General features: G+C 57.2%; 19 protein-coding genes and 1 other annotated feature. Of the genes, 1 reads left to right on the top strand and 18 read right to left on the bottom strand.

All coding sequences use genetic code 11. The features are described 5' to 3' along the window. Positions 1 to 36 precede the first annotated feature (36 nt). From clpB to FZ041_RS09610, 10 genes are all read right to left on the bottom strand, one after another. Positions 37 to 2,610 carry an ATP-dependent chaperone ClpB gene (gene clpB, locus FZ041_RS09565; RefSeq protein WP_149189391.1) on the bottom strand — a complete coding sequence of 858 codons (2,574 nt, stop codon included), beginning with the start codon at positions 2,608 to 2,610 and terminating at the stop codon, positions 37 to 39. Between the two features lie 147 nt (positions 2,611 to 2,757). After that, positions 2,758 to 4,398 (bottom strand): DUF4127 family protein, encoded by a 1,641-nt coding sequence (locus FZ041_RS09570; RefSeq protein ID WP_149189392.1) that lies wholly within the window; start codon positions 4,396 to 4,398, stop codon positions 2,758 to 2,760. Between the two features lie 106 nt (positions 4,399 to 4,504). Then, entirely contained in the window at positions 4,505 to 5,074 is a 570-nt protein-coding gene (locus FZ041_RS09575) for an anthranilate synthase component II (protein WP_149189393.1), read from the bottom strand. Continuing rightward, entirely contained in the window at positions 5,055 to 6,557 is a 1,503-nt protein-coding gene (locus FZ041_RS09580; protein ID WP_149189394.1) for an anthranilate synthase component I family protein, read from the bottom strand. The genes FZ041_RS09575 and FZ041_RS09580 overlap by 20 nt, the downstream gene beginning before the upstream one ends. A gap of 77 nt (positions 6,558 to 6,634) precedes the next feature. Continuing rightward, the gene (locus FZ041_RS09585) at positions 6,635 to 6,901 is read right to left on the bottom strand and encodes a hypothetical protein (RefSeq protein WP_255449334.1); all 267 of its coding nucleotides are present in this window, start codon (positions 6,899 to 6,901) and stop codon (positions 6,635 to 6,637) included. 77 nt (positions 6,902 to 6,978) lie between these two features. Beyond that, positions 6,979 to 7,773 carry a tryptophan synthase subunit alpha gene (gene trpA, locus FZ041_RS09590; protein WP_075443994.1) on the bottom strand — a complete coding sequence of 265 codons (795 nt, stop codon included), beginning with the start codon at positions 7,771 to 7,773 and terminating at the stop codon, positions 6,979 to 6,981. After that, entirely contained in the window at positions 7,770 to 8,960 is a 1,191-nt protein-coding gene (gene trpB, locus FZ041_RS09595) for a tryptophan synthase subunit beta (protein ID WP_075443991.1), read from the bottom strand. The genes trpA and trpB overlap by 4 nt, the downstream gene beginning before the upstream one ends. Before the next feature lie 13 nt (positions 8,961 to 8,973). Beyond that, the gene (trpC, locus tag FZ041_RS09600; protein ID WP_149189395.1) at positions 8,974 to 9,774 is read right to left on the bottom strand and encodes an indole-3-glycerol phosphate synthase TrpC; all 801 of its coding nucleotides are present in this window, start codon (positions 9,772 to 9,774) and stop codon (positions 8,974 to 8,976) included. After that, on the bottom strand, positions 9,771 to 10,400 hold the full coding sequence (locus FZ041_RS09605) for a phosphoribosylanthranilate isomerase (RefSeq protein WP_149189396.1): 630 nt from the start codon (positions 10,398 to 10,400) through the stop codon (positions 9,771 to 9,773). Before FZ041_RS09605 ends, trpC begins: the two co-directional genes overlap by 4 nt. A gap of 47 nt (positions 10,401 to 10,447) precedes the next feature. Next, positions 10,448 to 10,713: a binding site (T-box leader), on the bottom strand. 190 nt (positions 10,714 to 10,903) lie between these two features. Next, entirely contained in the window at positions 10,904 to 11,638 is a 735-nt protein-coding gene (locus FZ041_RS09610; RefSeq protein ID WP_075443982.1) for a hypothetical protein, read from the bottom strand. A gap of 239 nt (positions 11,639 to 11,877) precedes the next feature. On the opposite strand from FZ041_RS09610, the gene FZ041_RS09615 reads away from it, so the two are divergent. Then, positions 11,878 to 12,084, top strand: coding sequence for a hypothetical protein (locus FZ041_RS09615; protein ID WP_075443979.1), 207 nt, complete (start codon positions 11,878 to 11,880; stop codon positions 12,082 to 12,084). Positions 12,085 to 12,200: 116 nt separating this feature from the next. Here the strand turns inward: FZ041_RS09615 and rpsI are convergent, their stop codons facing one another. The 8 genes from rpsI to cobS form a co-directional block, all read right to left on the bottom strand. Further along, complete coding sequence (gene rpsI, locus FZ041_RS09620) at positions 12,201 to 12,593, bottom strand: 30S ribosomal protein S9 (protein WP_075443976.1); 393 nt, start codon at positions 12,591 to 12,593, stop codon at positions 12,201 to 12,203. Positions 12,594 to 12,617: 24 nt separating this feature from the next. Beyond that, complete coding sequence (gene rplM / locus FZ041_RS09625; RefSeq protein ID WP_033170485.1) at positions 12,618 to 13,058, bottom strand: 50S ribosomal protein L13; 441 nt, start codon at positions 13,056 to 13,058, stop codon at positions 12,618 to 12,620. A gap of 201 nt (positions 13,059 to 13,259) precedes the next feature. Next, on the bottom strand, positions 13,260 to 14,183 hold the full coding sequence (locus tag FZ041_RS09630; RefSeq protein WP_149189397.1) for an NAD-dependent epimerase/dehydratase family protein: 924 nt from the start codon (positions 14,181 to 14,183) through the stop codon (positions 13,260 to 13,262). 18 nt (positions 14,184 to 14,201) lie between these two features. Continuing rightward, a complete protein-coding gene (locus FZ041_RS09635; RefSeq protein WP_149189398.1) occupies positions 14,202 to 14,819 on the bottom strand; it encodes a histidine phosphatase family protein in 618 nt (205 codons plus the stop codon). Between the two features lie 3 nt (positions 14,820 to 14,822). Continuing rightward, on the bottom strand, positions 14,823 to 15,890 hold the full coding sequence (gene cobD, locus FZ041_RS09640) for a threonine-phosphate decarboxylase CobD (RefSeq protein ID WP_149189399.1): 1,068 nt from the start codon (positions 15,888 to 15,890) through the stop codon (positions 14,823 to 14,825). 12 nt (positions 15,891 to 15,902) lie between these two features. Next, complete coding sequence (locus FZ041_RS09645) at positions 15,903 to 17,285, bottom strand: cobyrinic acid a,c-diamide synthase CobB (protein WP_149189400.1); 1,383 nt, start codon at positions 17,283 to 17,285, stop codon at positions 15,903 to 15,905. Positions 17,286 to 17,300: 15 nt separating this feature from the next. After that, positions 17,301 to 18,191 (bottom strand): GHMP family kinase ATP-binding protein, encoded by an 891-nt coding sequence (locus tag FZ041_RS09650; RefSeq protein ID WP_075443962.1) that lies wholly within the window; start codon positions 18,189 to 18,191, stop codon positions 17,301 to 17,303. A gap of 30 nt (positions 18,192 to 18,221) precedes the next feature. Further along, positions 18,222 to 18,989, bottom strand: a complete 768-nt coding sequence (cobS, locus tag FZ041_RS09655) for an adenosylcobinamide-GDP ribazoletransferase (RefSeq protein WP_149189401.1) — start codon at positions 18,987 to 18,989, stop codon at positions 18,222 to 18,224. Between the last annotated feature and the right edge of the window lie 10 nt (positions 18,990 to 18,999).

An 18,999-nucleotide genomic window follows, 5' to 3' on the forward strand; every position in this document is an offset into this window, starting at 1 on the left:
CGATCACTCCAGCCACCGTTTTTTCTATGTGCAGCATCATGCTTTGGTGAAGGTGAACGCGCCATCTGCAAAGCCGATAGCCACCGTGTCGCCCTCCTGTACATCCCCGCGGATAATGGACTTGGACAGTTCCGTCTCAACGGTATGCACGAGCAGGCGGCGCAGCGGCCGGGCGCCAAAGTTCGGGTCGAAGCCCTGCTCAGCCAGAGCCGACAGAGCCGCTTCATCCCAGCCCAAGGTGATCCTGACCTGCTTCTGCAGCCGCTCGCCGAGTTTCTGTAGGAGAATAGCGGCGATATTCTTGACCTGCTCCTTCTGCAGCGCCTTGAAGACGATGATATCGTCCACGCGGTTCAGGAACTCCGGCCGGAAGTATTCCTTGAGGATACTGTCCACAGCTGACTTGGCTTCCTCATAATCCTTGTTGAGGATTTCCTGGGAACCGAGATTGCTCGTCATGATGATGACCGTGTTCTTGAAGTTGACCACACGGCCCTTGCCATCGGTAAGCCGCCCATCATCGAGGATCTGCAGCAGCACGTTGAACACATCGCGATGCGCCTTCTCGATCTCATCGAGCAGGATGACACTGTACGGACGGCGGCGCACAGCCTCGGTCAGCTGGCCGCCCTCATCATAACCGACATAGCCCGGAGGCGCACCGATCAGGCGGGCAATGCTATGCTTTTCCATATACTCGCTCATGTCGATGCGGATCATGCTGCGTTCATCGTCAAACAGCGACTCAGCCAGCGTCTTGGCCAGCTCAGTCTTGCCGACACCAGTGGGGCCAAGGAAAATGAAGGAGCCGATTGGACGGTTGGGGTCTTTGATTCCCGCCCGCGCTCTCAAAATGGCCTCGCTGACAGCCTTCACCGCCTCATCCTGACCCACGACCCGCGTATGGAGTCCTTCTTCGAGATGAATCAGCTTTTCGCGCTCTCCTGTCATCATCTTGGCCACCGGTATCCCCGTCCAACGGCTGACGACCTTGGCGATATCTTCCTCACCAACTTCTTCCTTGAGCAGCTGCTCATCCTTAGACTTAGCCGCAATGATATTCTCCTCATCGGCCAGTTTTTTCTGCAGCTCAGGCAGCTTGCCGTATTTAAGCTCCGACATGCGGTTGAGGTCATAGGCGCGCTCAGCCGCCTCCATCTGGCTGTTCACTTCATCGATTTCTTTCTTTATCGCGCGGACGCGCAGGATAGCCTGTTTCTCACTCTCCCATTTTGCCTTGAGCCCGCTTTCCTGCTGCTGCAGCGCCGCCTTTTCACTGGCAATCGAATCCAGTTTCGCCTTCGATGCCTCGTCATTTTCTTTCTTCAAAGCCTGCTCTTCAATCTCCAGCTGCATGATTTTGCGGCGAATCTCATCGAGCGGCCCTGGCATCGACTCAATCTCCGTGCGCAGCTTAGCTGCCGCCTCATCGACAAGATCGATGGCCTTGTCGGGCAGGAAGCGGTCCGAAATATACCGGTCGGAGAGCACGGCTGCCGATACCAGCGCAGCATCGCGGATGCGGACACCATGATGCACCTCATAGCGCTCCTTTAGCCCGCGCAGGATAGAGATCGTATCCTCCACCGACGGCTCGCCGACCATGACCGGCTGGAAGCGGCGCTCCAGGGCCGTATCCTTCTCAATGTATTTGCGGTACTCGTTGAGGGTCGTCGCGCCGATGCATCTGAGCTCGCCACGTGCCATCATGGGCTTCAAGAGATTGCCCGCATCCATAGCGCCCTCTGCCGCACCGGCACCGACTACCGTATGCACTTCATCGATGAACAACAGGATCTGGCCGTCGGATTTGACGATTTCGTTCAGCACCGCCTTGAGGCGCTCCTCGAATTCACCGCGGAACTTGGCACCGGCGATCAGCGCCCCCATGTCGAGGGAGTACAGCGTCTTGTTCTTCAGGGACTCCGGCACATCCCCTGCCACGATACGGCGGGCCAGCCCTTCGACGATTGCGGTCTTGCCGACACCCGGCTCGCCGATCAGCACCGGATTGTTTTTGGTGCGGCGTGACAGGATCTCGATCGTGCGGCGGATCTCTTCGTCACGGCCAATGACAGGGTCGAGCTTGCCATGGCGCGCTGCCTCCGTGAGGTCGCGGCCGAATTTCTCCAGCGACTTATAGCCTTCCTCCGGGTTCTCATTCGTGACATTCTGCTTGCGATTCTTCTTGATCGAGCTCTGGATGCTGCTCTTCGTGAGCTTGAACTCCCGGCAGATGGACTGCACTTCGTCACTGCCATCACTGACAACCGCCAGCAGCAGATGCTCCGTCGATACATAGTCATCCTTCATCGCCTTGGCCAGCTCTTCCGCCCGCCCCAGCACGCGCACCATATCCATGCCCATGCCCAGACGGTCCGAGCCCTTGACGCTCGGGATCTTGTTTAATACCTGCTCCAGCCGGGCCTTGAGCATCGGCATATCCGTCTGGCAGTCTGCAAAGATCGTCGCCAGCAGCCCCTCCGGCTCCTTGGCCAGCGCGAGCAATACATGCGCTGAGCTGATCTCCTGATGGTAGCGCATGGCTGCCAGCTGCTGTGCCGACTGCAAGGCCGCCATGGTCTTCGCCGTATATCTTTCCTGTCCCATAATCTATTTCCTCCGTAATCTCATGTCATCATTCGAACGGTTCCGTTTCTAATTCTTATTATACTGCTTAAAGTCAAAAAGTCAAATATTATTTCTGACCTTTTGACTTTAAAGCTGAAAAGAAAGCGGGATTGCTCCCGCTGCTCTTCAGTTCTGCGCATCATAGCGGATATCCGCTATGAACATGCGCTGCCAAGGAAACGTCACCCGCAATGTCTCCGGCCTATGCAGCTGTGGCAGATGCTCGCGGGCAAACGCCTGCAGCAATGCCGTCGATTGCTCCACCATATACGGCTCATAATCGCCCAGATAGAGATATACCTGCGGATCTTCCAACTGTTCAATCTCCATGGCCAGTGCCGTGCGCACATTGGCCTGATACCCCCAATCGTCCAGATAGCGGGTCAATAGCAGTGCGTTGGCCGCCGCTTTGGGCATGCGCGCAGCGAGCATGCCCTGAGCCAGGGAAAAACCCAGGCTATTGGTCGCTGTATTCCAGCCGGCATACGAACGCAGGGAGAACAACAGGTTCTCCTGTTCCAAGTGGCGCATGAGCGCATTGTCCGCACCGTTCGTGAAGGCTATATCAGCTACGCCTACGGCATAGCCCTTGTGCAGCAGCTCCCGCAGCTGCCGCAGGAAAGCATTGGTTCCCGCACGATCCTGCCCGTTGTTCAGCGGCGCCTGCTCCCAGTCGCGGATATGGTTGGCCTCGCCAGTGACGCCATCCGGATTCGTATTCACCAGCAGCGTGAAATCCGCCTTCGCCGGTTCCGCCACAAGCCTTCCGCCAGCAATCTGCAGATCCGTCTGCAGGGTCGCCTCGACGCGCTCATCGGAATACGTCGGTATCGTCTGTCCGCCAAAGCCTTCATTATACCGAATCGCCACCTGCGGGACGACATGTTCCCAGGCATTGGCGGCCCGGCTCAAGAGCAGCAGGCCCAGTTCATCGATGCCCGCTACCAGCTGGAAGTGCTCGGCCGGAATCCCCTCGGCATAAGTCTTCAGCCAGCGGCTCTCGCGATGGGTCTGCGACAAGCTCGCATTGTCGTCCTTGCCCACCAGCAGATACTCCATGGCACCAGCGCGCACGTCGTCGATGAGCATTTTCGTCGTATCGACATTATGCTGCCGGCGCTTCATCCAATCGGCCAGCACCCAGTCCGGGATTGCCGACTCCAGTTCCATCGCCTCATCCGCCTCGGCGGCACTGAGCCCGCGCATCTCAGCCTTGTCCATAAGCCCCGTATAGCGGAAGATCTTGGCCCCGTAATCAATATAATAATCCGGGTCCTCACCGCCCGACGCCTCGCCGCTGCGCGGCGTGCGCATTAGCGACGCAAAGGCGTAGAGCTTGAGGCCAGGATTGTCCCGATGCAGCTCCGCCAGCCTGCCAGCCCGCTCCTGCAGTACCGGCAGCGGTGTATTGTGTTTGCGCGAGGCTACCAGGCCGCCGTAGAGCAGCGAGTCCGTCGCAATCACCGCGATATCGGCCTTCGGCGCCTGCTCCTTGGTCCATTGCCACAGACGCTCGGGATTGCCGCGTTTCTTGAGCCCGCCCAGCAATTCCTTGTCAGGCATCACCACTTCATAGCCGAGCTTGCGTACCACATCAGCGGTCTGCTCGCAGGATGTCGGCCGGTTGTCCTGCGGCACAAACAAGATCCTGGCCTTCGGCTTTGCCGCCTGGTCAGCCTTATGCCTGCCCGCGGCCACGGGAACAGCTGGCAGCAGCATCAGGAACAGCAGCACCAGGATTCCCGCCTTGGTCAGTATATTTCGCATGAATATTTCCTTTCACCATCATAAAAAGCATGACGGCTTCTATTATAGCACACTCAGGCAAAAGAAAAAGCCCTCCCCGCAGGGAAGGCCAGATAATCTTTCCTCCTCAACCCAGACGCGCCAGGAAATTCTGCATCATCGTACGTCCATCCGGCGTCAGGATGGACTCAGGATGGAACTGTATCCCCTCGATATCATATTCCTTATGGCGGATGCCCATGACCATGCCATCAGCCAGCTCACTGGTAACGGCAAAGCACGGCGGCAGTGTCTCCCGGTCGATCACCAGCGAATGATAGCGGCCAATCGGGATTCCCTGAGCTAGTCCGGCATACAAGCCCTGACCGGTATGCTTCAGCGGCGAAGTCTTGCCATGCACGATTTCGCCAGCCCGCACCACCTGGCCGCCAAAGACTTCGCCAATGGCCTGATGGCCGAGGCAGATGCCCAGCATCGGCAGCTCGCCCTTCAGCCCGACAATCACCTGCTCTGTGATGCCGGCCTCCGCCGGTACCCCCGGCCCCGGTGAAAGCACAATGCCCGCATAGCCGTGGCGGCGGATTTCCTCTACGGTCGTCTGATCGTTGCGTATGACCTCGACCTCAGCCCCAAGTTCCGACAAGAGTTGGTAGACATTGTAGGTGAACGAATCGTAGTTATCTAAAAGCAACAACATCGTTTTCCACCTCCTCTACTACCTCAAACAGCGCCTTGGATTTCTGCAGGATCTCCTGGTATTCCTTCTCGGCCACCGAGTCAGCCACGATGCCAGCCCCCGACTGGATGATGGCCGTGTCATCGTTTTCGATGCGCATCGTGCGCAAGGTGATGCACATATCCATATTGCCGGCAAAGTCCATATAGCCGACTGTCCCCGAATATGTGTCGCGCTTCACCGGCTCAAGCGCATGGATGATTTCCATCGCCCGCAGCTTCGGTGCCCCGCTGACTGTTCCCGCCGGGAACGTCGCCTTGAGCACATCCATCGGCGTATAGCCCGCTTTTATCTTGCCCACCACCTCAGAAACCATATGCATGACATGGCTGAAATACTCGACCTGCTTGAGCTTGGTCACGCGGACCGAGCCCGGCTCGCTGATGCGGCCGATATCGTTGCGCGCCAGATCCACGAGCATCGAATGCTCTGCAACCTCCTTGCTGTCCGCCTTGAGGCCTGCCGCCAGCTCGCTGTCCTCTGCGGCCGTCCTGCCCCGGCGGCGCGTACCGGCAATCGGATAAGTATAGACGGTACCACCGGTCACCTTGACCAGCATCTCCGGCGAAGCGCCGACAAGCTTCACGCGGCCAAAGTTGAGGTAAAACATATAGGGGGACGGATTCACCTGCCGCAGCCGGCGGTAGAAATCAAAGCAGGGCTTGGTGATTTTCTGCCGGAACTGACGCGAAGGCACGATCTGGAAGATATCTCCGGCAAAGATATGCTCCTTGGCCTTGCGGATCGCCGTGAGGAAATCCTCAGGCACCTGCCCATACTTCCCGAGGAAATCCACAGGTTCCTGGCGCTTTGCAGGCTTTGCTGCCCGCAAGGCCACCGGCGCTGCGAGCTTCTGCTGCAAAGCTTCCATCTTCGCCTCGATGCTGTGGTACAGAGCCTCAGGCTCTTCGCCAGCCTTGATGTCAGCAAAGCAGACAATCCTTGCCCGGTTGCGCAGCGCATCGTAGACGACCAGAATGCGGCAGAGCATGAACTGCCCCAAGAGATCCTCCTCCCCGATGTCCAAGCCCCGCACCCGGTCAAAGGTCCCAACAATCTCATAATTGAAATACCCCACCAGTCCACCATTGGCCAGAGGGATCGCCGCATCTTCGATGGCCGGCTGGAACCGTGCCATGTACTGGCGGATTGCTGCGACCGGATTGCCCTCGATGGTCTTCATCAAATCATTTTCCTTGATCATCAAGCGGTTCTTGAAGACCTGCAGCCGTGCAAACGGCTCTGCTCCGATGAACGAATAGCGGCCGAACTGCTGATGCGTCGTGTCAACCGACTCCAGGATGAAGCCTTTGTGCTCATCGACCAGCTTATAATATACCGACACTGGCGTATCCATATCCATATTGAGTTCTGCCGACACAGCGATGAGATTCTTCGTCTTTGCCAACCGGCAAAAGTCAGCACACGCTGGCTCAAGCTTCATATGTCTCACTCCCATCCAGAAAAAGCCCCTGCCTGGCGTCTTATCACCAGGCAGGGGCTTTCACCGGATGGACGCCGTCATGGCTGCGGCGTGTTGATATCCTTTACCACCTTATGCTCGTCGCGTCCCAAACACCAGCCGAGCGTCTTGATTTCCGAATACAGCATGACCCGCTGCTCGCGGTTATCGATCTCCGCATGCATGAGTACCTGATACTGCTTTATCGCCTGCCGGTAGCGGGCCGATATCTCCTGTACGCTCCTTGGTTTTTCCGGACGGTTCTGCGTATGGCGGCGAATGAGATCTTCGGCCGCATCTACGGTTTTTATATCAGTGACGATCATAGCTATCTTCCTTTCTGGAATCGAATTTCCTAGAAATAACTATTCGTCATCGCTTCTAAAAATCCTTTTCTCTGTTTTCACTGCGCATAATTCGCATCGAGCGCCACGCGCATCTCATGGACCAAGGCCATGGCTTCCGTAAGCTCATGGTCGAGCAGACGCTTGACCACAGCACTGCCCACGATGACAGCATCCGCATGCGCAGCGGCTTCCACAGCCGCCTCAGCCGAGCCGATGCCAAAGCCCACCGCCAGCGGCGTATCCGTATACTTGCGCGCCTTGTCGCAAACGCCGCCGATCACACGGTAGTCCACCTTCTTGACCCCTGTGACACCATTGTTGGAGACACAGTAGATGAAACCACGTGCATCCTTGCAGGTATCCTGCATGCGCGCCTCCGTCGTGCCCGGCGTGATGAATTCCGCCAGCACGAAATCATTCTCCTGGCAGATCCGGCGCATCTCTTCCGACTCCTCATGCGGGACATCCGGCACGATGATGCCATCCATGCCAGCAGCTTGGAAATCCTTGACGAATCTCGCAAATCCATAGTGGTACATATTGTTGATATACCCCATACCCACCAAGGGGATATCCGAGAACTTGCGGATCTCGCGCAGGATTTCCAGCTCCTTGGCCAGCGTCATCTCATTCTTGAGCGCCACCACCGATGCGGTCTGGATGACCGGGCCATCGGCCATCGGATCTGAGAACGGCAGTCCCAGTTCGATGAGATCAGCGCCATTCTGCTCAGCCTGCCGGACTGCCTCGATTGTCGTCGCCACATCCGGCGCACCGCAGGTGATATAGATATAAATGCCTTTTTTGCCAGCAGCTTTGAGCGCTGCCATCTTCGCCTCAATACGGTTCATAACTCGATATCCTCCCCCAGTGCCCTGGCCACCATGGCTACATCCTTATCGCCACGGCCCGACAAGCATACGACTACGGACTCACCAGCTTTTGTTTCCGGCATCAGTTTCTCAAGGTACGCCAACGCATGGGAGCTCTCCAAGGCAGGAATGATGCCCTCGATCTGCGACAAGCGCTGGAAGGCCGCCAAGGCCTCTTCATCCGTGACCGATACATATTTGACGATGTTCTCATCTTTATAGTAGGAATGTTCCGGCCCTACCCCCGGATAGTCAAGACCTGCGGATATCGAATACGCCTCGACGACCTGGCCATCAGGCGTCTGCAGCAGGTAGCTGAAGGCACCATGCAGGATTCCCGGCTCACCAGCACCGGAGAGCGTCTTGGCATTATCCGCCACCCCATCACTGCGGCCGCCTGCCTCGACACCAAACTTCCTGACAGCACTGTCCTTGCGGAAATCGTAGAATGTGCCGATGGCATTGCTGCCGCCGCCGACGCAGGCGACCAGATAATCCGGCAGTCCCCCGGTCTGCGCTTTGATCTGCTCGCGGATTTCCTCGCCAATGACCTTCTGGAAGTCGCGCACGATCGTCGGATACGGATGGGGGCCGACAGCCGAGCCGATGATATAATGGGTGTCGGTGATATTCGTCGCCCAATAGCGGATGGCCTCGCTCGTCGCATCCTTGAGAGTTCCCGTGCCGCTTGAAACGGGGATGACCTTGGCGCCGAGCAGCTTCATGCGGAACACGTTGAGTTTCTGCCGCTCGACATCCACAGCCCCCATGAACACATGGCACTCCATGCCAAACAGCGCAGCAACGGTAGCCGAAGCCACACCATGCTGGCCGGCCCCCGTCTCCGCCACGATGCGTTTCTTGCCCATGAGCTTAGCCAGCAGCGCCTGCCCCAGCGCATTGTTGATTTTATGAGCTCCCGTGTGCAGCAGGTCCTCACGTTTGAGGAAAATCTTCGCCCGGCCATAATGCGCGGTCAGTTTCTCTGCGTAGTAGAGATTCGTCGGACGCCCTGCATATTCGCGCAGCAACGCGCGGAACTGCTCCGTGAATTCCGGATCGTTCTTATATCTATGGTAAGCGGCCTCAAGCTCATTGAGCGCCGGCATCACGATTTCCGGCACATACTGCCCGCCATACTGGCCAAATCTTCCCTTGGTATTCATTCTGTCTATCTCCTTATGCCATCATTTTCCTGTCATTGCCTGCATCGATATCCGCCAGCGCATTCGTCATCGCACCGATATCACCAGCCCTCACCAAGCCTTCACCGACCAGGATGCCATCGCAGCCAGCCTCACGCAATACCCTGGCATCGTCTGCACAAAGCACGCCGCTTTCGCTGATCAGCACCCGTTCCTTGTCGGCATAGGGCAGAAGCTGCAGCGTCTGCTCGATCGACGTCGTGAAGGTCTTGAGGTTGCGGTTGTTGATACCGATGAATTCTGCCGGTGTCGTCAGGGCTGCGGCCATATCCACCTCATCATGCACCTCGACCAGCGCATCCATGCCCAGGCTCCAAGCCGTATAGAGATATTCCTTGAGCTGTTCTGGGGATAGGATGCGGGCAATCAGCAGCACAGCATCGGCCCCCAGCATCCGCGCCTCATACAGCTGATAGTCATCGATGACAAAGTCCTTGCGCAGCAGTGGCAGCTCCACGAGCTCGCGCACCTTGCAGAAATCTTCATTGCAGCCCAGGAAATGGGGATCCGTATGCACGGATAGCATACTGGCACCGTTGGCTGCATAGATAGCCGCCAGCTGCTCCACCGTGTGTGTCTGGTTCAGCCGCCCCTTGGCTGGCGACTGGAGCTTGCACTCTGCAATGAGATTCCATGCATCTTTTTTGAAGACCTTGCTCATGCGGAATGTCCCCGGCTGCATGCGTGCCTTCACTTCCGCCAGAGGCATTTTCCGCTTGGCCTCAGCTACGATAGCTTTTTTCTTTTCGACAATTTCGCCTAAAATATCTTTCAATGACGTTTCCTCCCGCGTGGCAGGCTCCGTGCGCGACGCATGAAAGCCTGTATCTTGCTGATTGATTTCTCCTTGTTCTCCTCGAGACCGCCCGATACATCCACACCATACGGATGAAAGATACGCGCCACCGTCCGCAGATTCCCCGTATTGATGCCACCGGCAATCAGCACGGGTTTCTCCACTTTGGCTATCTCTTCCGCGGCATCCCGCCAGTCAAAGGGTTCCCCCGTACCACCCGGCTGCCCCGGACGGTAAGTATCGATCAAGATCATTTCAGCAGGGAACTCATTGGCTGCCTGCGCACTGAATCCATCATCGTAATGGAACGCCTTGATCACGGGACATTGCACCTTGCGGGCATAAGCCGCGTTCTCATGTCCATGGAGCTGGACGAAGTCAAGATGTACCTGCTGGACAATCTCGTTGACCTTCTCGATATCCTCATCGACGAAGACGCCTGTCTTCCAAGCCTGCTGCAACTGCCCGGCGATGACGGCTGCATGTTCCGGCTCAATATAACGATGGCTCTGCGGCCAGAAAATAAACCCGATGAAATCTGCTCCGGCTTCCTCGGCAACCTTGGCTGCCAGCAACGATTTCATCCCACACATCTTTACCTTCATCTGCTCATCCCCTATATGTAATACAAAAGCCCCGGCTGGAAAAATCCAGTCGGGGCGAATCTACTTCGCGGTACCACCCGTTTTCATACGTCAAAGACGCACCTCATTCCGGCGCAGGCCCAAAGAGCCGATGCCGTAGCCCGTTAACGGAGGCAGCCGTTCCAGCCTACTTACAGCCCAGGCTGTTTTCGGTGGACTCTCGCGGGACCATTCAAAACACCTCGCTGACCGGACTTCACACCACTGGTTCCCCAGTCTCCGGCTCGCTTGACAGCGACCTGCATTCCTACTATTTCCCGTTCGCCGATTTATCTTTGTTATCGACTGTAAAGTTGTTAACCCGTCGATGTTTCATATACTACACGCTTTTGTTTTTCTTGTCAATACATATTTTACATTTTTCAGCAAAAAATGCAGACATTATTCCATTAACGTATAGAACGATGCTTCCAAACAAAAAAACTGCCACACGCAGAAGCGTGTGACAGCCATACCATATGCAATCATTCGGCCGGCTGCGGCTCGCCCTGAGGCGCACCGTCCGGAGCTCCCATCATGCCCTCAGCCGGCGGGCCGCCCTGCGGTCCATGGCCTGGGCGTGCCCCTTTCTCAGGTCTGAGCACGTTCTTGTCCACACCCAGCTCCGCAGCAACGTCCGTCCAACGATTGTTGATCTTCTTCATGTCCAGGACAGCCTGTACGTCCTTGCCCGCAGCCTTGGCCAGCAGACCCGCACACTCGATGTCCCGTGCCTGGTAGCCGTTCTTGAGCAGCGCCAGGACTCTGTCCTTGCCGATATTCGCTTTCTTCTCGATGTGCATGGCCTGCATCGTGAGCATCTGCGTCTCTACCTGCTCGCGCGTCACGCCAAGGCTCTTGCCGATCTCCGGCCAGTTGTTCTTCTCGGTCTTCATGCCCAGCACATCCTTGAAGGATTTGCCACTGATCTTGGAGAGCATCGCTGCCTGGCCGATATCGCGGAAATCCTTGTGCGCCGTGATGGCTGCCTTTACCTCAGCCTCATCGACGCCAAACGTTTCATGGATGTTCTTCGCTGCTTCATCCGCACTCATCTGGACCGGCGGATGCTGTCCCATCTGTCCCTGCTGATGCATCGGCGGCGGCGTCTGGCGCTGCATGTTCTCAGCAGCCTTCACGCTCGTCGCATTGAGGCCTACCCCCGTAAGGACCGCACCGGCCACTACACCTGCTAACAGTTTTTTCTTCATGCTTTTCATATTATCCATCACCTTTCTGTACTCGCTTGCTCCAGGCAAGCAGCCTTGCTTCGGTTGCTTGCTATGGTTACAGTATAAGGGCTTGTATTTAAATTAGTTTTAAGTAGCAATTAAATTGTGATTCAAATTCAATGGAAAGCAGCTGAAAAGATTAATTTCATTTATTTTTAGAAAAAACAAGGAAAAACATCACACAATGTCGTATAATATATTTAGATTTTAGGAAAGAGGTGTCTTTAATGACAGAACAGGAAATTGAGAAACTTGTCCAGGAAAAACTTGACGAGGCCTACAAAGCAGAAGATCATCCGAAAAAATTCTTCATCACGGAAAATGGCCGTGGCGTAACGGACGGTGGCGATCTGTACAACGCTCTGCTCTCTGACATGATGCGTATCTCACAGAAAGCCCTGACGGAAATCCTCAAAGAGGCGCTGAAGAAGTAAGCAGCAATCATCAACAGCAAAAAAGAACCAGCAAGTACACTTGCTGGTTCTTTTTTTGCCCCGCGGCAAAAAAATCCGCAGCCGAAGCTGCGGATATATTGTTCGTATAAAACGGATTAACGTTTCGAGAACTGGGAAGCCTTACGAGCTTTCTTGAGACCGTATTTACGGCGCTCTTTCTCACGCGGGTCACGCGTTACGAAACCAGCCTTCTTGAGGGCCGGACGAAGATCAGCATCCATCTCCATGAGTGCACGGGTGATACCGTGACGGATGGCGCCTGCCTGACCAGTTACACCGCCACCTGCAACGTTTGCGATGACGTCATACTTGTCAACAGTCTCCGTAAGGTTGAGCGGCTGACGAACGATGAGTTCGAGAGTCTTCAGACCAAAATACTCTTCCATGCTACGACCATTGATCGTAACTTTGCCTTCGCCCGGAACCAGACGAACACGGGCAACGGAAGATTTTCTGCGGCCAGTGCCGTAGTAGCTTACTTGTGCCATGTAGAATGTTCCTCCCTTTCCAGATTAGCGAATGTTCAGCTCAAGCTTTTCCGGCTTCTGAGCTGCATGCGGATGCTCGCTGCCAGCGTAAACGCTGAGCTTGCGGTACATCTGAGCACCGAGGCGGTTGTGCGGCAGCATGCCTTTGATAGCGTGCTCCAGGACGCGCTCCGGGAACTTCTCGAGCATCAGGCCAGCGGACGTGAACGTCGTGCCACCCTGGTAACCGGAATGACGGAAGTAGGTCTTGTCCGTCAGTTTCTTACCCGTGAATTTTACTTTCTCTGCATTGATGACGATGACGTAATCACCCGTATCAACGTGCGGAGTAAAGGTCGGTTTATTTTTACCGCGAAGAACTTTTGCGACTTCAGCTGCGAGGCGGCCGACAGTCTGGCCTTCAGCGTCTACAACATACCATTTGCGCTCGATATTGGATGCATTTGCCATAAACGTTGTCTTCATGCGATTTCCCCCCTAATGATTTCAATTCTTATTTTATCGGTATATGACGCTCTCGAAAACGGCTTCCGGGGCTAATGGATGCCTGAGTCCGTAACATCACATAGAAATATTCTACTCATAAAAACGCAACAAGTCAAGGGATTTTTTACATTTTCTCCGAGAAAAATGCCAGCTTATTCACAGCGATCCTGTGGATAAGCATCATGCCCCCTTGAAATAGCCGATGGTGTTCTTGAGGCCCTTCTTGAGGCTCGTCTGCGGCTTCCAGCCAAGATTCTGGACAGCCATGCTGTTATCCAGCACCGAGCGGCGGATGTCCCCCGTGCGGACAGCACCGTAGGACACATCGACCTTCTTCCAGGTGATATCCTCCATGATCTTCACGAGCTCGTTGAGGCTGGTCTCTGTGCTGGTGCTCAGGTTATAGACCGCATTGACATTCTCCGTTTCCAGGGCCGCGCAGATGCCCGCAGCGATATCCCCCGCATAGATGAAGTCACGCGTCTGCTCGCCGTTACCATAGATCGTAATGCCCTTGCCGGCCGCGACCCGCTTCGCGAAGATGCTGATGACACCGCCCTCGCCCGTATCTCCCTGGCGCTCACCATAGACGTTGGCAAAGCGCAGCGCAACATAATCCAGGCCAAAGACTTCCTTGTACATCGCCAGATACTTCTCCACCGTCACCTTGCTGAGCCCATAGAAGGACATCGGCTGCAGTGCCTGCTGCTCCTTGATGGGCAGCTCTGTTTCCGCCACGTCGCCATAGCCGGCAGCAGTCGAAGCAAAGATGACACGGCCAACCTCGCTCTTGCGGGCAGCCTCCAGCACATTCACGGTGCCGACGACATTCTGCATCGCATCGAACGCCGGATCATCGATCGAGACGTTGACCATCGTCTGGGCAGCCAGATGCACGATGGCATCAAAGCGCGCCTTCATGATGCGCGGGATGATCTCCTGCGAGCGGATGTCCATCTCCCACTCCTCGCAGCCTGCTGGCAAGTGTCCCCAGTCGCCCGTGCTGACATTGTCAAGCACGGTGACTTCATTGCCTGCAGCCAGCAGCTGCCGCACCAAATGGGAACCGATGAACCCTGCTCCGCCTGTCACTAAAACCTTCATGTCCAAACCTTCTTCCTTTTATCTGAGCTCACCTAGATGAGCTGTGCTGTTCAATAACTCTACCGTCGGATTGCCGTCTGCATCGTAACGCACGATGTTGACCGCCGTGTTGAACTGCCGGATGCTCCACAGATATTGCAGCGGCATGTGCAGCGCCGCCGCCAGCATCGTCCGCAGCACGGCACCATGGGCGGCGATCATGATGGTCTGGCCTTCATGCTTAGCCAGCAGCTCGTGCAACCGTTCCAGCGCCCGCTGCTGCACAGCGGGGAACGACTCGCCGTTAGGCACCTCCAGGATATCCGGATGCGCCAGGAAGTTGCGCATGGCATCGGGCCATGCAGCCACGATCTCCTCATAGGTCAGGCCTTCCCAGTCCCCAAAGCTCAGTTCCCGGAAAGCCGGCTCCAGCTGGACGGGCAAGCCGAATCTCTGCGCCACCGTCTCAGCGGTAACGCGCGCACGCACCAGGTCGCTGGCATAGATTGCGTCAAGCTTCGCCACGGGAAACTCCGCAGCCAGCCTTTCAGCCTGCGCCAGTCCCGCCGCCGACAGGGCCACATCCGACTGCCCCTGATACCGGCCACTGACATTCCATTCCGTCTGTCCATGACGGACGAATACAACTTTCACCATGAATCAAAATTCCTCCAGTACGGCAAGCAGGCGATCGTTCTCCTCCGGCCGGCGGATGGCAATGCGCACATAACAATCGTCTTCGATGCCTGTATAATTGGCACAATCGCGCACGAGAATCCCCCGCGCCCGCAATCTTGCCGTAAATCCACTGCTGCTGAGCCCCGTTCCCGAGACATCCAGCAGCATGAAGTTCACACTTGGCTGGAAAGCCTTGATGCCGCGCAGGCCGTCGATGCGTTTGTACAGGCGCTGCATCTCTTCGATGAGCTGCTGGCGGCTCTGCTGCTGATACTCCGTATCCGCCAGCGCCGCCACCCCCGCCTTCTGAGCGAGAAGGTTGACATTCCAGACATCCTTGCCAGCATTGAGGCGCTTAGCCAGCTCTTCCTGCGCTACGCCAAAGCCCAGACGCAGCCCCGGCAAGGCATAGAACTTCGTCAGCGACTGCACGACGAACAGCCGCGGGTACTCCGCCACCAGATCGCGCACCGTATAGCGGCTGTCAAAGAGCAGGAAATCCAGGAAGGACTCGTCAACGACCAGCCACTGCGTGCCATCCTTGATTGCCTCCAGCAGGCGTACCAGCTCGTTGCGCGTCACCAGCGTGCCCGTCGGATTGTTGGGATTGCCCAGGATGATGCAGTCCGTCACCGGCAGCGCCGCCAGCATCTCCTCCCAATCGATGCGGAAATCATTCTCGGCACTGAGGGCAAAACAGCTCACCTTGCAGCGCGCTGCCAGCGCCGCCCGCTCATACTCACTGAACGACGGCACCGGCAGCAGCACACGCCGCGGCCGGACGGTCTGCAGGAACAGATAAAAAAGCTCTGCCGCACCATTTCCCAGCACGAGCTGCTCCGCAGGCACGTTATAACGCTCCGCCAAGGCTGCCTTGAGTTCCCTTGCCTCGGGATCGGGATAATTTATCACATCGTCTACTGCCGCCAGCAAAGCGGCCCGCACCGAAGGTGCCAGTCCCGCCGGATTGATATTGGCTGAAAAATCCAGCCAGTCACCAGCAGGCACGTCCTCCCGATAGATATTCCCGCCATGTTCGAACTTTTCCATGTCTGCCACCTCTTACCTAGCATGCCATTTCTCGCACCGGCGGACAAAGGACGCTGCCGCCGCCGGACAGCCGGCAAAGTGCAGATGCAGATAGCTGCCCAATGCCTGCCCAGCCTGCTGGCCCGCTGCATAGACAGCTCCGTTGCGCAGCTTCGTGAAGGCAAAGGGACGCTCCAGCTCCCCGTTCTCCTGTTCCAGCGAAAAATGGAATTCGTGACCTTTAAGGGTCATGCCCTTTTCTCCTAGTATCGTATCACATTTCTGCTCAGCCGTCACGTAGCCGACCATCTGCAATTTCTTCGTCATCACGGCCCGCCCAGAAAACACGCCGGCCATCGGATAGCAGTCCCCCGCAAAATCCTGCAGCTCTGCAAACAAGTACATATACCCGCCACATTCGGCATAGATAGGCATGCCCGCCTCCGCCTGCTGGCGGATTGCCAGGCGCATACCTTTATTCGCGGCCAGCTGCGGGGCAAACATCTCGGGAAATCCGCCGCCGAGCAGCAGGCCATCGACGGCTGGCAGGGCCGTATCGTGCAACGGGCTGAAGGGTACCAGCTCTGCCCCCAGGCGCTCCAAGACCTGCAGGCTCGTCGGGTAATAGAACGAAAACGCTTCATCGCGTGCCACGCCGATGCGGCAGCGCTTCTCCGGCGCATCAGCTGCCGTCAGCCCAGGGACGGCGAGTGGCGCCGCCTGCTGCGCCAGCCGTCTTATCGCCGCGATGTCAAGCTGGCGGCCGATTGCCTGCCCCATTGCCTGCACGACCTGCCGCTCCTCGTTTTCCTGTACGGGCAGCAGTCCCAGATGGCGCTCAGGCATCCGCAGCGCATCATCACGGCGCAGGGCACCGTAGACCTCGATGCCGATAGCAGCCATGGCTTCACGGATCATCGCCTCATGCGTGTCAGACCCCAGCCGGTTCAGGATGACACCTGCCAGCTTCACTTCCGGATCATAGTCACGGAAGCCCTGGGCTATCGCCGCCGCCGATGCTCCCATCGATTTGGCATCGATCACCAGCAGCACGGGTGCGTCCAGCAGCTTGGCAATGGCAGCAGTCGAGCTCACCCCCTGGCGGCCGCCATCGTAGAGTCCCATGACGCCCTCGATGACAGCCAGGTCAGCGCCAGCGGCCTCAGCCGCGAACAAGGCCGGTACGAGCTCGGCTGGCGTCAGCCAGGTATCCAGATTATGTGCCGGCCTGCCACTGGCCAGGGCGTGATAGCCAGGATCGATGTAATCCGGCCCCACCTTGAAGGACTGCACCACCAGCCCGCGCGCCCGCAGTGCCGCGAGCAGTCCCGTAACGATTGTCGTCTTGCCTGAGCCGGACTGGGTCGCAGCTATGACGAGCCGCGGCAATACCGCCTTTTCCTGCTTCTGTACCATCTTTGTTTCCTCCTGTCACGCAAACAATCCCTGCCACTGTCCGTCATCGCCTGCCGCCATCCAGATGCCGCCGCCCTGCAGGCGCGAGCGCAACAGGAACTTCAGCTGCGGGAAGCGCTTCCCTATGCAGCGTTCCGCCTGCCGCAGCTCATCATCCGCAAAGCCTGCCGGCCACAGCACACCGACCACAGTACCGCTGTGCGCCACATTCAGTCCATGCGCACCAAGACGCCGGCTGAAGGCCAGCAGCTCCTCCAAGCCTTCCTTGGGGAGCAGCCGCTGATTGGCCAGCGCACTGGTCGTCGCCGCAGCCGCCAGCAGCGCCTCATCGCGCAGCTGCACCCCGCGCTGGAACTGCTCCATCGCCGCAGCCGACGCGCTGCCAGCCGGCGACATTGCCATTGTCTCATGATAGCGGATGGTATCCACCTCACCGCCCGTATCGTAAACAGAGATACGAAAAGCCGGCAGGCCCCGATAGCCTGCCAGCATTCGCCCATCCATATGATTGATGCACACGACACCAGGACAGAAAACACCATCCGTGGGCTCAATATCCACAGCCAGCCGCATGATCTCCTCCCAATACGGCTGATAGCCAAAGGCCAGCGCCACCGCGGCGATGGTCGCTGCAATGTCAGCACTCGACGAAGCCATACCCTTGCCGCGCGGCAGGCTCGACTCCAGGCGGATTCCCCAGGGAAGCTCCTCCTTGCCGAGACTCGTCAGCGTCTTCTCCAAGGCCATCAGCGACTTGCGGCCCAGCCCATGGATGCCTGCCAAGGCATCCGAAACACGCACCGTCGTATAGCAGCCAATCGGGCAAGTGACCAGAAACGGCTCGCCTTGCAGCTCGCCCTGCAGCAGCTCGCCGCAGGAACCGGGGACACGGACAGTGATTTCCATAAATTCAAACGCTCCTAAGGGGCGCCTTCCTCAGCGCCATAAAATATGCAGACCGCCTGGAATCCAGGAAGTCACTAAGAATACGACGAGCACCATGGTCTCGGTCAACGTCTCGATCGCCCCATAGGTGTCGCCGGTCAGCCCGCCGAGCTTGCTCGTCAGCCAGACCCCCAGCAGCCAGGCAAAGCCCAGCCCCGCAGCCAGTGCCGCGATCGCCGCCTGCCCCCAGGGCACGACAAACAGGATTGTCGTCATGCCAGCAATGGCTACCGTCTCCTTATCGGCCATATCCGCAAAAGCCTTGCCCATGCCTTCCTTGCGGGCATAGGGGAAAAAGGCGATGACCATGACCATGGCCATGCGGCCGATGATCGGCATGATGAACAAGGCCGTCATGATGAGCACGAGCTTGATATCGCGCAGCACCGTCCAGTTGACCATCATAAGGGCGACGAGCGCGATGACACCGAAGGAGCCAACGCGGCTGTCCTTCATGATTTCGAGCTTGCGCTCACGGTCCCGGGCCGAAAAGACACCATCAGCCGTATCCATGTAGCCATCGAGCAGCAGCCCGCCCGTCACGAGGACCGGCAGCAGGACCAGGATCGTCGTGACAAAATTCGCCCAGCCGAACACAGCAATCAGGCACCAGGTCGCCAGCAGATAGATAAGACCGAGGATCGCACCGACCAGCGGGAAGAACTTCGTACTACGGCCGAAGTCCTCGATGGTCAGATCTGGCTGGTTCTTCACGTGGATACGCGTCAGGAATTGCAAAGCAGTGATGAATGATTTCATGGATAATGTC

Source organism: Pseudoselenomonas caprae (assembly GCF_008271345.1).
Lineage (GTDB): Bacteria > Bacillota > Negativicutes > Selenomonadales > Selenomonadaceae > Selenomonas_A > Selenomonas_A caprae.

Coding starts and splice junctions, on each gene's coding strand:
- rplM (WP_033170485.1), bottom strand. CDS start 13,058: ATGAAGACAACGTTTATGGCAAATGCATCCAATATCGAGCGCAAATGG.
- rpsI (WP_075443976.1), bottom strand. CDS start 12,593: ATGGCACAAGTAAGCTACTACGGCACTGGCCGCAGAAAATCTTCCGTT.
- FZ041_RS09650 (WP_075443962.1), bottom strand. CDS start 18,191: ATGGAAATCACTGTCCGTGTCCCCGGTTCCTGCGGCGAGCTGCTGCAG.
- FZ041_RS09630 (WP_149189397.1), bottom strand. CDS start 14,183: ATGAAGGTTTTAGTGACAGGCGGAGCAGGGTTCATCGGTTCCCATTTG.
- FZ041_RS09610 (WP_075443982.1), bottom strand. CDS start 11,638: ATGAAAAGCATGAAGAAAAAACTGTTAGCAGGTGTAGTGGCCGGTGCG.
- FZ041_RS09635 (WP_149189398.1), bottom strand. CDS start 14,819: ATGGTGAAAGTTGTATTCGTCCGTCATGGACAGACGGAATGGAATGTC.
- FZ041_RS09570 (WP_149189392.1), bottom strand. CDS start 4,398: ATGCGAAATATACTGACCAAGGCGGGAATCCTGGTGCTGCTGTTCCTG.
- FZ041_RS09615 (WP_075443979.1), top strand. CDS start 11,878: ATGACAGAACAGGAAATTGAGAAACTTGTCCAGGAAAAACTTGACGAG.
- FZ041_RS09580 (WP_149189394.1), bottom strand. CDS start 6,557: ATGAAGCTTGAGCCAGCGTGTGCTGACTTTTGCCGGTTGGCAAAGACG.
- clpB (WP_149189391.1), bottom strand. CDS start 2,610: ATGGGACAGGAAAGATATACGGCGAAGACCATGGCGGCCTTGCAGTCG.
- trpA (WP_075443994.1), bottom strand. CDS start 7,773: ATGAACCGTATTGAGGCGAAGATGGCAGCGCTCAAAGCTGCTGGCAAA.
- cobS (WP_149189401.1), bottom strand. CDS start 18,989: ATGAAATCATTCATCACTGCTTTGCAATTCCTGACGCGTATCCACGTG.
- cobD (WP_149189399.1), bottom strand. CDS start 15,890: ATGGAAAAGTTCGAACATGGCGGGAATATCTATCGGGAGGACGTGCCT.
- FZ041_RS09645 (WP_149189400.1), bottom strand. CDS start 17,285: ATGGTACAGAAGCAGGAAAAGGCGGTATTGCCGCGGCTCGTCATAGCT.
- FZ041_RS09575 (WP_149189393.1), bottom strand. CDS start 5,074: ATGTTGTTGCTTTTAGATAACTACGATTCGTTCACCTACAATGTCTAC.
- FZ041_RS09585 (WP_255449334.1), bottom strand. CDS start 6,901: ATGATCGTCACTGATATAAAAACCGTAGATGCGGCCGAAGATCTCATT.
- FZ041_RS09605 (WP_149189396.1), bottom strand. CDS start 10,400: ATGAAGGTAAAGATGTGTGGGATGAAATCGTTGCTGGCAGCCAAGGTT.
- trpB (WP_075443991.1), bottom strand. CDS start 8,960: ATGAATACCAAGGGAAGATTTGGCCAGTATGGCGGGCAGTATGTGCCG.